Source organism: Burkholderia sp. MR1-5-21 (assembly GCF_053427715.1).
This window is the reverse complement of sequence record NZ_JBSAXD010000015.1, coordinates 159284-172650: the sequence shown is the minus strand read 5'-3', so window position 1 is coordinate 172650 and position 13367 is coordinate 159284. Positions and strand designations below refer to the sequence as shown.

The 13367-nt window shown below is 64.5% G+C and carries 13 protein-coding genes; 8 read left to right on the top strand and 5 right to left on the bottom strand.

Annotation, left to right across the window (positions count from 1 at the left end; genetic code table 11):
* Positions 1-82 precede the first annotated feature (82 nt).
* Together ACV229_RS21440 and ACV229_RS21435 are read right to left on the bottom strand one after the other, a co-directional pair.
* Positions 83-286 carry a hypothetical protein gene (locus ACV229_RS21440; protein ID WP_448077652.1) on the bottom strand — a complete coding sequence of 68 codons (204 nt, stop codon included), beginning with the start codon at positions 284-286 and terminating at the stop codon, positions 83-85.
* A gap of 419 nt (positions 287-705) precedes the next feature.
* Positions 706-1305, bottom strand: a complete 600-nt coding sequence (locus ACV229_RS21435; RefSeq protein ID WP_448085101.1) for a short chain dehydrogenase — start codon at positions 1303-1305, stop codon at positions 706-708.
* Positions 1306-1430: 125 nt separating this feature from the next.
* Between ACV229_RS21435 and ACV229_RS21430 the strand changes: the two genes are divergently transcribed.
* From ACV229_RS21430 to ACV229_RS21395, 8 genes are all read left to right on the top strand, one after another.
* Positions 1431-1733 carry an acylphosphatase gene (locus tag ACV229_RS21430; protein ID WP_448085100.1) on the top strand — a complete coding sequence of 101 codons (303 nt, stop codon included), beginning with the start codon at positions 1431-1433 and terminating at the stop codon, positions 1731-1733.
* A 104-nt stretch (positions 1734-1837) separates the two neighbouring features.
* Positions 1838-2299 carry a CHRD domain-containing protein gene (locus ACV229_RS21425; RefSeq protein ID WP_448085099.1) on the top strand — a complete coding sequence of 154 codons (462 nt, stop codon included), beginning with the start codon at positions 1838-1840 and terminating at the stop codon, positions 2297-2299.
* A 421-nt stretch (positions 2300-2720) separates the two neighbouring features.
* Positions 2721-3800 (top strand): polyamine ABC transporter substrate-binding protein, encoded by a 1080-nt coding sequence (locus ACV229_RS21420; protein ID WP_448085139.1) that lies wholly within the window; start codon positions 2721-2723, stop codon positions 3798-3800.
* A 207-nt stretch (positions 3801-4007) separates the two neighbouring features.
* Positions 4008-5162 (top strand): ABC transporter ATP-binding protein, encoded by a 1155-nt coding sequence (locus tag ACV229_RS21415; RefSeq protein WP_448085098.1) that lies wholly within the window; start codon positions 4008-4010, stop codon positions 5160-5162.
* Positions 5159-6163 (top strand): ABC transporter permease subunit, encoded by a 1005-nt coding sequence (locus ACV229_RS21410; protein ID WP_448085097.1) that lies wholly within the window; start codon positions 5159-5161, stop codon positions 6161-6163. Before ACV229_RS21415 ends, ACV229_RS21410 begins: the two co-directional genes overlap by 4 nt.
* Positions 6160-7071: an ABC transporter permease subunit gene (locus ACV229_RS21405; RefSeq protein WP_448085096.1), complete on the top strand. Its 912-nt coding sequence runs from the start codon at positions 6160-6162 to the stop codon at positions 7069-7071. Before ACV229_RS21410 ends, ACV229_RS21405 begins: the two co-directional genes overlap by 4 nt.
* Before the next feature lie 37 nt (positions 7072-7108).
* Positions 7109-8659, top strand: coding sequence for a DUF3138 family protein (locus tag ACV229_RS21400; RefSeq protein ID WP_448085095.1), 1551 nt, complete (start codon positions 7109-7111; stop codon positions 8657-8659).
* A 150-nt stretch (positions 8660-8809) separates the two neighbouring features.
* Entirely contained in the window at positions 8810-9733 is a 924-nt protein-coding gene (locus ACV229_RS21395; RefSeq protein ID WP_448085138.1) for a LysR family transcriptional regulator, read from the top strand.
* Between the two features lie 193 nt (positions 9734-9926).
* On the opposite strand, the gene ACV229_RS21390 is transcribed toward ACV229_RS21395, so the two are convergent.
* The 3 genes from ACV229_RS21390 to argE form a co-directional block, all read right to left on the bottom strand.
* A complete protein-coding gene (locus ACV229_RS21390) occupies positions 9927-10358 on the bottom strand; it encodes a RidA family protein (protein ID WP_448085094.1) in 432 nt (143 codons plus the stop codon).
* The gene (locus ACV229_RS21385) at positions 10358-11707 is read right to left on the bottom strand and encodes a flavin-containing monooxygenase (protein WP_448085093.1); all 1350 of its coding nucleotides are present in this window, start codon (positions 11705-11707) and stop codon (positions 10358-10360) included. The genes ACV229_RS21390 and ACV229_RS21385 overlap by 1 nt, the downstream gene beginning before the upstream one ends.
* A 344-nt stretch (positions 11708-12051) precedes the next feature.
* Positions 12052-13245 (bottom strand): acetylornithine deacetylase, encoded by a 1194-nt coding sequence (gene argE / locus ACV229_RS21380; protein WP_448085092.1) that lies wholly within the window; start codon positions 13243-13245, stop codon positions 12052-12054.
* Between the last annotated feature and the right edge of the window lie 122 nt (positions 13246-13367).

Below are 13367 nucleotides of genomic sequence, written 5' to 3'. Positions count from 1 at the left end.
TCTTCTGGCCCTTTGCCGATGGTCCAACCGTGGTGTGCGGGTGCGCGAAAGCCTCATCCGTCCGTGCGCACCGCGCGATCCGTCAGTGATCCTGCCTCATGCCGGTCAGGCGCGCCTCGCCGGCATCCCTTGCCGCCGCCGCGGTGCCGAACGTTTCTTCCGATACGAATGCACGCTTGAGCATTTGCGCGTCGAAATCAACGACCGAGATGACCCAGACAAACGCGCCCGCTTGCTCCGCGGTCTGCACGAAGGCGCGCACGTTGCCGGTAGTTTCCGCATTCATGGTGATCTCCCGAGAAAGAGTGAACGACTCGATCAGTCAGATGGACCGGAGCATCGGGCTGCCGCCGCCATTCCGCTTACGATTGAAGCGTGGCGGATGCATGCGCGTGCGTTATCGGGTGACAGCGGGCGACAACGCAGCGCGGCGCGCCGGGACCGGTTTGCATGCACATAGAGTTTAGGCAATGGATCCGCGCTCATCGCGTCAAGTCCGCTTACGCTGCGCGGGCGACGCGCCGGCAGCGGGCCGGGATCGGATCGGGAAATCGCGCGAGCGAAGGGCGCCGAGCAATCGGACTGCCGGGCCCGAGCGCAAGCGCACCCGGCCAGCCGGTGCGTCCGCGATTCGATCGCGGTCGCATCACGGCGGGAGATTCGCGACGGGCGATTCAAGGCGGCATGCCGTCGCCAAGGCTCGCGTCATCCGTGCGTCGCGGACACGACCTGCCCGGTAAAGTCTTCCACCACGCACTTGCGAAACGCCTGCGCGACGACCGCTGCATGCACGCCGCTGCTCGGATCGCGCCCCATTGCCTGAAGCGTTTCGGCGACCCACCCGGGACTGACGACATTCACGCGCAGCCGGCCTTTCAGTTCGAGCGCCGCCGCACGGGCGAACGCCTCCACGCCGGCATTGACGATGCTCACCGCCGCGCTGCCCGGCATCGGGTGCTGGGCGAGCAGCCCGCTCGTCAACGTGATCGACCCGCCCTGCCTGATGCTCGCGACGCCGCAGCGCACGAGGTTCACCTGCCCCATCAGCTTGTTCGCGAGGCTGAACGCGAAGTCGCCGTCGGCGAGCGTGTCGAGCGGCGCGAACCGGGCCGTACCGGCCACGCAGACCACCGCGTCGAGCGGCTCGGCGTGCTGGTACATCGTGGCGATCGACGCCTTGTCCGAGATATCCACCGTGATGGCCGACCCTTTGCGGCTCGCGCCGATCACGTCGTGTTCCGCCGACAGCAAGTCGACGATTTCCTTTCCGAGGAGCCCTGTCGCTCCGACGACCAGGATGCGCATACATCCTCCTATACTCACAGGTGGACGAACATCCATTCTGTCGCCGCGCCGGTGCGGACGCAACGCGATTCGGACGCGGAATGCGCGGCATGAGGATGCCGAACGGGTGCATCAGGGGACGTCGAATGAACGGAAACGGCGGCGGGCTCGAAACTCGGCTGGTTCGGGTGCACGGACGGGTTCAGGGCGTCGGGTACCGCGAGGCCTGCGTGCACCACGCGCGCGTGCTGAACGTGACGGGCTGGGTGCGCAACCGCATGGACGGCTCCGTCGAGGCAATGCTTCAGGGCGCCCCGGCGCAGCTCGCCGACATGTGCGAATGGATGCGCGATGGCATGTCCGCCGCGCTCGTCGAGAAACTCGAGGCGACGGACGTGCCGCCGCCATTCACGCGCTTCGACGCGTTCGAGCGGCTGCCAACGTTGTAGCGGCGGCCGGTATCGGGCGTGTTGCGCCGCGGTTGGTAGGCGCCCGGTCGAACAGCTGCAGGTGGACGCGAATCGGCCGGGCAACACCGGATAGGAGATCACTGATGGTCACTTCAACGTTGCGGCAGGCTTCCGCGGTAGTCGCCGCGCTCGTATGTGCGGGATCGATGACGCTCGCGCAAGCGGCACCGGTGTCGTTTTCCGTGCCGCTTGCCGGCGCGCAGGAAGTTCCGCCCGTCCAGACCCATGGCACCGGCACGGCCGATCTGACCTACGATCCGGATACCCGCGTCGTCAAGTGGACGGTCACGTTCAACGGCCTGTCGGGCCCCGCCACGATGGCGCACTTCCACGGTCCGGCGCCGGCCGGCAAGAATGCGTCGCCCTTGGTCTGGGTGTCGCAGAAAGGCGCGATGTCGACCGCGAGCCCGCTCAGCGGTCAGGCGACGCTGTCCCCGTCCGACGCGCAGATGTTCATGGACGGCGACATGTACATCAACGTGCATACGAAGGACCACCCGGACGGCGAGATCCGCGGCCAGGTCGTGCCGCCGAAGGGCAACTGACAGGATCGGCCGGGACTCGTGATCATGCGCTGCAGAGCACGGTCGCGTATCCCGGCCAACCTTCCATCGCGCATGCTCGGCATGCGGCTTCAGTTCACCTGATGCGCGATTCGCGCACTGTCGTTTTCCCTTCCTTTCAATGCAACTACATCGCATGGCAGCGGCCTGACGCCGACTGCCGTATAGAACAAAGCTATGCAATGACCAGGAAAACTATTTTTAGCCAATGAATGCCCGGTGCTAGGCTTGCATCGTCGTTCGATATCGGCCCCGCGCAAGCGCGCACGCATCGCCCGGCATCACCGTTTGCATCCGGAACGGACAACGTTCGACATGGTCCGGATCAGCCGCCCACAGGAGACATTTAATGAGCATTCCAAAACACTCGGATCGTCTTCCGAAACTCGCCGCGAGCGTCGCGATGCTTGCCGTCGCGGCGCTCGTCACGCTGCCCGCCGAGCCCGCCGTCGCGGGCGATGCCGTGGTGAACGTGTACAACTGGTCTGACTATATCGGCAAGGACACGATTCCCGGCTTCGAGAAGACGACGGGCATCCACGTCAAGTACGACAATTACGACAGCGATGACACGCTGCAGGCCAAGCTGCTCGCGGGCAGCTCCGGATATGACGTCGTGGTGCCGACGTCGAACTACATGGCCAAGCAGATCCAGGCGGGCGTCTACCAGAAGCTCGACAAGTCGAAGCTGCCGAACCTGAAGAACCTCGATCCGGTGCTGATGAAGATCATCTCGCAGGCCGATCCTGGCAACCAGTACGGCGCGCCCTATGCGTACGGCACCGACGGCATCGGCTACAACGTGCAGGCCGTGCAGAAGGCGCTCGGCGCGAACGCGCCGGTCGATAGCTGGTCGCTCGTGTTCGACCCGGCAAACCTGTCGAAACTGAAAAGCTGTGGCGTGTCGTTCCTCGACCAGCCCGTCGACGTGTTCGCCGCAACGCTGCAATACATGGGCAAGAACCCGAACAGCACGAACCCGGCCGACTACCAGTCCGCGTTCGACATACTGAAAAAGGTTCGCCCGTACATCACGCAGTTCAACTCGTCGGGCTACATCAACGACCTCGCGAACAACGACATCTGCGTGACGCTCGGCTGGTCCGGCGACGTGGGCATTGCTCACCGCCGCTCATCGGAAGCGAAGCGCTCGTTCGATATCGGGTTCAGCAACGCGAAGGAAGGCGGCCTCGTCTGGTTCGATGTGATGGTGGTGCCGAAGGATGCGCCGCATCCCGAAGCCGCGCTGGCCTGGATCAACTACATCGAGGATCCGAAGGTCAATGCGGGGATCACCAACGAGGTGTTCTACCCCACCGCGAACGCCCCCGCGCGCCAGTTCGTCACGCCCGCGGTGCTGCAGGACAAGGGCGTCTATCCGCCCGAGGACGTGCTGAACAAGATGACGCTGATGAAGCCGCTGCCGGCGGACATCCTGCGGCTCGAAAACCGCCTGTGGGCACAACTGAAGACCGGCCACTGAGCGCCGGCAGCGACGCACCGAACGTTGCGGCGCAGGGGGCGCTCGCCCCCTGCCCGCGTGAAGCCAGCCGCATGGCAAGCCGTCTGCGCTGAAGACCGTCACGCCGCGCAGCCCCCGTGTCTCCCGATTACAGCGTGTCCCTCGAGTCGCCCCGCGCGCCTCGAGCGGGAACGCTCATGCCTGCGATCCGCAAGGAACCACCACATCATGAACCCGACGCACTCCAACGGCGCCACGCCCGTGGCCCGCAACCCGGTTACGACGAAAGCGAAACCGGACGAATTCGTCCGCATCGAAAACGTCGTGAAGAAATTCGGCGACAGCACCGCCGTCGACAACGTGAACCTGACGATCGCGAAGAACGAGCTGTTCGCGCTGCTCGGCAGCTCGGGTTGCGGCAAGTCGACGCTGCTGCGCATGCTCGCCGGGCTGGAAACGGCGACCTCCGGCAAGATCTACGTCGACGGCGAAGACCTTGCATCGCTGCCGCCGTACCGCCGCCCGGTGAACATGATGTTCCAGTCGTACGCGCTGTTCCCGCACATGTCGGTCGAGTCGAACGTCGCATTCGGCCTGAAGCAGGAAGGCACGCCGAAGAACGAGATCAAGGAGCGCGTCGCCGATGCGCTCGCACTCGTGCAGATGAGCAAGTACGCGAAGCGCAAGCCGCATCAGCTGTCGGGCGGCCAGCAGCAGCGTGTTGCGCTCGCACGCTCGCTCGTCAAGCGCCCGAAGCTGCTGCTGCTCGACGAGCCGATGTCCGCGCTCGACAAGAAGATCCGCCAGAAAACGCAGCTCGAACTGGTGAACATCATCGAGAAGGTCGACGTCACCTGCGTGATGGTCACGCACGACCAGGAAGAGGCGATGACGATGGCGAGCCGCCTCGCGGTGATGAGCGAAGGCCACATCGTGCAGATCGGCTCGCCGAACGAAGTCTACGATTTTCCGAACAGCCGGTTCACGGCCGAGTTCATCGGCTCGACCAACCTGTTCGAAGGCCGCGTCGTCGAGGACGAGCCCGACCACATCTTCGTCGAGAGCGACGACCTCGAAGCGCGGATGTATGTAAGCCACGGCGTCACGGGCCCGCTCGGCATGCCGGTCGGCATCTCGGTGCGCCCGGAACGCATCCACGTGTCGGTGACCAAGCCGAGCTCGCAGCACAACTGGGCGCGCGGCGTCGTGTCGGACGTCGCATACATGGGCAGCTATTCGCTGTACCACGTACGCCTGCCGAGCGGCAAGACGGTCGTGTCGAATCTCTCGAGCACCCAATTGATGCGCGACGGTGCGCCTTCCTGCAACGACGACGTGTTCGTCTCCTGGTCGCCGGCGAGCGGCGTGGTGCTGACGCAATGAAAACTTCCACCCCCTCCTCCGCCGCGCAGGTCCCGTCCGGCGCCGTGGCCGCCGTGCCGTCCCGGCCGCGCGCCAGCCGCTTCGCCGCGCTATCACGTTTCCTGCGTTTCCTGCGTTTCCTGCCGTCCGGCCGCAGCGTCGTGATCGGCGTGCCGTTCCTGTGGCTCACGATCTTCTTCGCGGTGCCCTTCGTGCTGGTGCTGAAGATCAGCTTCGCCGACCAGATGATGGGCATCCCGCCGTACACGACGCTGGCGAGCATCAGCGACGGCGTCGTGCACTTCGCGCTGCAGTTCGGCCACTACGCGTTCCTGCTGCAGGACAGCCTGTACGTGGCGACCTATCTCAGCTCGCTGAAGATGGCCGCCGTGTCGACGGTCTGCTGCCTGCTGATCGGCTATCCCGTCGCGTACTACATCGCGCGCTCGGAACCCGCCACGCGCAACATGCTGATGATGGGCGTGATGCTGCCGTTCTGGACCTCGTTCCTGATCCGCGTGTACGCATGGATCGGCATCCTGAAGGACGACGGCCTGCTCAATCACACGCTGATGGCGCTCGGCCTGATCCACACGCCGTTCCGCCTCTATCACACCGATATCGGCGTTTACATCGGCATGGTCTATTCGTACCTGCCGTTCATGGTGATGCCGCTGTACGCGCACCTCGTGAAGATGGACCTGACGCTTCTCGAAGCCGCGTACGACCTCGGCGCGAAGCCGTGGGTCGCGTTCACGAAGGTCACGCTGCCGCTGTCGAAGAACGGAATCATCGCGGGCAGCCTGCTGGTGTTCATCCCGGCGGTGGGCGAGTACGTGATCCCCGAACTGCTCGGCGGTGCCGACACGTTGATGATCGGCCGCGTGATGTGGAGCGAGTTCTTCAACGACATGGACTGGCCGATGGCCTCCGCGGTGACCGTCGCGATGGTGCTGCTGCTGCTCGTGCCGATGGCGGTCTTCCAGTATTACCAGGTCAAGGAGCTGGAGGGCTCGAAATGATCAAGCCGAACAAACCCCTTTCCACCGGCGTGCTGACGCTTGGTTTCCTGTTCCTGTACATCCCGATCATCAGCCTCGTCGTCTACTCGTTCAACGAATCAAAGCTCGTGACCGTATGGTCGGGCTTCTCGCTGAAGTGGTATGCGGCGCTGTGGCAAGACGACGAACTGCTGACGGCTGCATGGCTGTCGCTGAAGATCGGCCTGATGACCGCGTTCGCGTCGGTCGTGATCGGCACGTGGGCCGGTTACGTGCTTGCGCGCTTCGGCCGCTTCAAGGGTTTCACGTTCTTCGCCGGCATGATCAACGCGCCGCTGGTGATTCCGGAGGTGATCCAGGGCATCTCGCTGCTGCTGCTGTTCGTTGCGATGGAACAACTGCTCGGCTGGCCGAAGGGCCGCGGCGTGATCACGATGTGGATCGGCCACGTGATGCTGTGCGTGTCCTACGTCGCGATCATCGTGCAGTCACGCGTGAAAGAGATGAACAAGTCGCTCGAGGAAGCTGCGCTCGACCTCGGTGCAACGCCGTTCAAGGTGTTCTTCCTGATCACGCTGCCGCTGATTTCGCAGGCGCTGCTGTCGGGCTGGCTGCTGTCGTTCACGCTGTCGATCGACGACCTCGTGCTGTCCGCATTCCTGTCGGGTCCCGGCTCGACCACGCTGCCGCTGGTCGTGTTCTCGCGTGTGCGCCTCGGCCTGAATCCGGAGATGAACGCACTCGCGACCCTCTTCATCACCGCCGTGACGATCGGCGTGATCGCCGTGAACCGCTGGATGCTGATCCGCGAGCGCAAACGCGCACGCGACCTGAAAGCGGCGTTCGCGGTAGCCGACAGCCCGCAAGCGTGTCCGCCGGCACCGCAGCCGGACGCTACACGTCACGCGCTCGATACCGCACGCGCATAGGAAGCCCCCCTCTATACGGCATGGAAGGAGAATTTGAATGAGAAAGAAACTCATCTGTCTGATGGTCGCCGGAAGCCTGCCCGGTTTTGCCGCAGCCGAATCGACGAGTGACCAGATCAAGACGCTGCAAGCCGAACTTCACGCACTGCAGAAGGAGATGAACGCGATGCGCGCGCAGCTCGCCGCGAAGCCGAAGGCGGCCGAAGCCACGCCTGCCGCCGCGGCGCCGGTGGACGAGTCTTCGCCGGACTACGGCAAGGCGCCGGCTCAGCTCACCAACGACGACGTATCGGCGATGAAGCAGCAGATCGCGAACCAGCAGCTCAAGGTCGACTCGCTGAGCGACGCCGCGAACACCGGGCCGATCGCGGGGCTGTCCGTCACCGGCTACATCGATCCGACCTACATCTATAACCGCGCGGCGGGCACGTCGTCGTTCCTGTTCGCGAACCACGAGAGCGCATACAACTACTTCAACAGCACGTTCGGCGACCTGTACCTCGACATCAAGAAGACCTTCGGCGTCGGCCCGATGGCGCCGTCGGCCGAGATCACGCTGATGCCGAACCGTGGAAACGGCATCACGCTGCTGCAGAACAAGCATGGCTCGCTCACTGACAACATCCTGAACACGGCCGTCGTCAACGTGCCGCTCACCGCGACGACGACACTCGTCGCGGGCCTGATCCCGAGCTTCGGCGGCTACGAGGTACAGCAGTCGAACCAGATGCTCACGCTCACGCACAACCTGCTGTACGACTTCTCCGATCCGGGCAGCTACGTCGGCATCGGCGCGAACTACACGAAGGGCAACTGGGCGTGGAAGTTCTTTCTCGGCAACGAGCAGTACCGCACGTACGGCGCGGTCACGCAGACGGGCACGAATGCGCTCGGCGATCCGATCACGATCAGCAACCGCATCCCGACCTTCACCGCGCGCGCGGACTACACGTGGTCGAGTGCGCTGGATCTCGGTGGCTCATTCAACATCGGCCGGCAGACGCTGCCCAGCGCGATCGACTCGAACGGCGTCGTGCATTACGGCGTCGGCGGCAATGCGCCGCGCTCGGGCGGCACGTTCTTCTTCGGCGAGCTCGACGCGACCTACACGCTCGCGGACGTGCAGTACAACGCTGAACTCGACTACGGCCAGCAGCAAAACGCGGCGTTCAACGGCGGCAACGCGCAGTGGTACGGGCTGTCGCTGCTCGCGCACCGCAAGTTCACCATGCCGGTGGTCGGCCGGATGGGCGCGACGCTGCGCTACGACCTGCTCGTCGACAGCAAGAACGGCGGCGGCGGTGGCGGTATCGTGCTGAACGGCAACGGCATGGATCCGAACAACGGCTTCGGCGTCGACTCGGACTGCCTCGCGACGTCGAAGGCCGGCGGCGGCATGGGCTTCGAATGCAAGGGCGCGAACCGTCAGGACGTCGCACTCGACCTGCTGTTCTACCCGACGCAGCAGATCACCGTGAAGGTCGAATACCGGCACGACTGGGCGAACAACAAGGTGTTCCTGCGCAACGACGGCTCTTACGCCAAGAACAACGACCTGCTCGCCACGCAGTTCATTTACTCGTTCTGATGCTCGTTCGGCCGGCGCCTCGCGCGAGGCGCCGGCCCGGCGCAGGCGCTTTGCGTGCTGTCGGCCAGTTGGCGCCGCAGATCGTCGCGAAGCGCCTGCGCCATTTCCGCATCGGACGCCGATGTCCCGATCCCCGCAGCAGAGGTCCCCATGGCGTTCTATACCTTGCGACAGCTCAAGTACTTCGTGACGACGGTCGAGGCCGGCAGCGTGGCAGAAGCGTCACGCCAGCTGTACATCGCACAACCTTCCGTGTCCAGCGCGATCAAGGGCCTCGAGGAGAGCTTCAACGTGAAGCTCTTCATCCGCCATCACGCACAGGGCGTGTCGTTGACTCCCGGCGGCATGCGTTTCTACCGAAAGGCACAGGAACTGCTGCGCATGGCGCACGAGTTCGAGCAGAACGCTCTGGCCGACAACGACATCGTCGCCGGGCAGGTCGATATCGGCTGCTTCGAAACGGTCGCCCCGCTCTACCTGCCGCAACTGGTTGCCGGCTTTCGCGAGCGCTATCCGGGCGTGAACATCCGCATCCGCGACGGCGACCAGCAGGAGCTGGTGCAAGGCCTGACCGCCGGCACGTTCGATCTTGCGTTCCTCTACGATCACGACCTGGACGGCACCATCGAAACTGAACCGTTGATGCCGCCGCAGAAGCCTTATGTGCTGCTGCCGGGAAACCATCGCTTCGCCGGGCAGGCGCAGGTCTCGCTGCGCGACCTCTGTCCGGAGCCGATGATCCTGCTGGACCTGCAGCCGAGCCGAACCTACTTCGTCAGCCTGTTCCACGACCTGGGCCTGACGCCGAACATCGTATTCGGTTCACCGTCGATCGAGATGGTGCGCGGGATGGTCGGCCAGGGATTCGGTTTTTCGCTGCTGGTGACGCGCCCGCATTCCGAATGCGCGTACGACGGAAGGAAGGTGGTGGCAGTCGATATCGCGGAGCCCGTTGCGAGCTCAGGGCTTGCGAGTGCCCGACTCAGGCGCGGGCAGTTGACGAAGCCCGCCCAGCTCTTCCTGGAATTTTGCCGCGAGCGGTTTGCCGACATGCATCAGGCGTCGCCGGCGTAGATGCGCGGAGTGGCAGGCCGACGGCAGGCATGGCGACGCGCCGTGTCGCCGCCACTTCGCTGCCCGCACCAACCGACGGCAATCGGGCGCCGGCCGCGACACCGGGGGCGCTGCCGGCAATCCCGCGCTGTCCGGTTTCAGGGGCAGCGCCGGATGACGGAGAAGGTCATGTCCCGCTTCTCAGTCCCGCTTGTCAGCCCTGACTCGGCTGCCAGCCGTCCGGGACGACCGCGATCACGTCGATTTCCATCAGCCATTGCGGCTGGCCCAGCGCACTCACGACGAGGCCGGTGGAAATCTGGAACACGCCCTTCAGCCACTTGCCGACCTCCTGGTACACCGGCTCGCGATAGCGCGGATCGATCAGATACGTGGTGGTCTTGACGATGTGAGTCAGATCGCTGCCCGCCTCTTCCAGCAGTTGCTTGACGTTCTTCATCGCCTGCTCGGCCTGCGCGCGCGGGTCGCCAAGACCGACCAGCCGGCCTTCGAAATCGGTACCGACCTGGCCGCGCACATAGACCGTGTTGCCGGCACGCACGGCCTGGCAGAGGTCGTTGTCCAGCGACTGATTCGGATAGGTATCCTTTGTATTGAACATGCGGATGCGGGTATGAGTCGGCATCAGATTACTCCCACTTCGTTGATTTTCTGAACATTCCGTTCCGCGCACGCGCAATCGGATGCTTCCGCTCGATGAGCTTGCACGTCACGATGCGACGCGTCGCGATAGGACAGGTATTTGCGCTGCGTGGCGATATGGTCGGCAATGTGCCGGGCATCGTGCCAGACGCCCCAGATGAAGGCGGAGCCGCGGCGCGACAGCCACGGCAGCCCGAGGAAATAAATGCCGGGCTCGCTCGAAATGCCGCGCTGATGCTTCGGCTTGCCGCTTGCGTGGAAGGCGTCGACGTGCAGCCAGCCATAGTCGACCGCATAGCCGGTCGCCCAGACGATCGACGTGACGCCGGCCGCGACGAGATCGAGCGCGAGAACCGGATCGGTCACGCAATCCGGATCCGGAAGCATGATGCGGGCATCGGGTTCCGCTGGAAGATCGAGGCCATTGCGGGCGACATAGGCGTCCGCCGCATCCAGCAGCGACAGGTAGTTCTCGTCGCCGCGGGCGATGTTCTCCGCCAGATCCTTTTCGAACGTCACGACGCCGCCATCGAACGATTTCGTCAGGCCGACGAGCGTGACCCCCTGATACGCAAGACGCCGGAAGTCGACGGTATGGCCGCCGCGTGCACCGCTCACCGCAATGGTGACGTGCTCCCTGCCCGGCCGCGTGACTTCGGCGTCCCATTCGCCCAACACGCCCAGCCACCAGCAGAAGTCGCGGTTGCGATAGGCGCGCGGCGGACGATCATGCGCGCCGACCGACAGATAGACCTGCTTGCCGGCACGCTGCAGCTCATCCGCGATCTGCACGCCCGATGACCCGGCGCCGACCACCAGGACAGCGCCGTCGGGCAGTTGCCGGGGATTGCGATAGTCGGCGGAATGGATCTGCGTAATGCTGTCGACTTCGGGTGCAATCGGCGGGATCACCGGCCGCTGGAAAGGTCCGGTTGCGACCACGACGCGATTGGCCTCGATCACGCCGTCGGACGTTTCGATCGTGAAGCCCGGCCGGTCGGCATTGCGCACGACCTTCGTCACTTCCACGCCCGTGCGGATCGGCGCGTTGAACTTTGTCGCGTACGCTTCGAAATAGTCCGCCACACGATCCTTGGATGCGAAAGCGTCGGGGTCGAGATCGTCGAACTCGAGACCGGGGAAGCGATCGTGCCAGGCGGGACCGTTGGCGACCAGCGAGTCCCACCGTCCGGTGCGCCACCGCTCGGCAATGCGATCGCGCTCCAGGACAAGGTGCGGCACCCCGAGTTTGCCGAGGTGTTCGCTCATCGCGACGCCGGCCTGACCGGCGCCGACGACAAGCGTATCAATCGAGATTTTTTCAACTGTCACGACTCATTCCTCCTCCAGGACGGTTCGGGTCGGTCATGGCCTCGTCGTCGATGCGGATCGCTCGTCCGTCGTGCATCGCCGGACAGTCGCCTGTCCGATCACCGATCTGCCACGCTTGCGACTCTGTGGGTTGGGTCAGGTTCTATTCTGTTCAGCGCCGGCGGTTTGCGAAACGATGATTTTTGTCGTTGCAGGCCAGGAAAAAGCTCCTGCTCCGGCAGCGCGAGGCCTGCGGCCGCGCCGCGTTACGCCGCGGCGAAGCCCCTCCCGCGCGTGTGCTTCATGCGCCCTTCCTTCATGTCACCGATATGGCATCCTGAGTATTTTCCGCGTGGCGCCGGTCGTCAGACGGCGGCAATAGGCTTCACGTGCCCGGGGAAATGCGTGGCGACTTTTTCGAGAAACTGCAGACATCGATCGAGCTGATCGAGTTCGACATATTCATCGGCCTTGTGACCCTGCGCCATCGAGCCCGGCCCGCAAACGATCGTCGGAATGCCGATCTGCTGAAACAGCCCGCCTTCGGTACCGAACGACAGCGTTCGCAACGTCGGATCGCCCGTCAATTCGCACGCCATGTCGCGCAACCAGTCGGACGACGGGTCCGCCGCGAGCGCCGGATAGTCGACGAGCTTCTGCCATTCGATTCCGCTCCTGTCCGACACCTCGCGCATCTCGGGCTCGAGCTCGCGCTCCGCGTACTGCTTCACGGCACTGACGATGCGCTCCGCCCGCTCGCCCGGCAGATTGCGGACCTCGAACTCGAGCTCCGCGCGATCCGGGACGACGTTCAACGCGATGCCGCCGTTGAGCTTGCCGGTGTGTACCGTCGAGAACGGCGGCTCGAACCGCGTGTCTTGCAGCCCATATCGCTGCAGATCGCGACTCGTGCGACGCAGGTGCACGGCCAGCTCCGCCGCGAACTCCACGGCATTCACGCCGAGATGCGTCAGCGCCGAATGCGCCGCGAGCCCCTTGAAGCAGCAGCGATACGCCCGCTTGCCCTTGTGCGCGATCGCGACCTGCATGTCGGTCGGCTCGCCGATGATGCATGCGAGCGGCTTGAACGGCGCGCGCTTCAGCTCGTCGAGCAGGCCGCGAACGCCGCGGCAGCCCACTTCCTCGTCGTAGCTGAACGCGAGATGAATTGGCAGTTCGCGACAGTGCTCGACAAAATGCGGCACGCTGGCGAGCACCGCTGCGAGATAGCCCTTCATGTCGGCGGTGCCGCGGCCCAGCGCGCGATCGCCGACGCGCGTGAGCGCAAACGGCGGCACCGTCCACGGCTGGCCGTCCGCCGGCACGACGTCGGTATGGCCCGACAGGCACAGCCCTGCCCGGTCACGCGGGCCGATCGTCGCGTACAGGTTCGCCTTGTCCCGCGCATCGCTGTAGATCAGCGTCGCGTCGATGCCGAAACCCGTCAGGTAGTCGTGCACGAACGCGATCAGGTCGAGATTCGAGCGCGCGCTGCGCGTATCGAATTCGACGAGCGTCTTCAGCAGCGACAGCGTGGCTTCGAGTCGTGGGTGTTTCATCGTGTTTTTCGTGTTCTTCTGCAATGGCTGCAACGCGGGTCACGCGGCCGCCGGAACGGTGAAGCGCGCCGGCACACGTCGAAGGTGCAACGCGTGCGACGGCGTGGCGTGCCGACCGCACG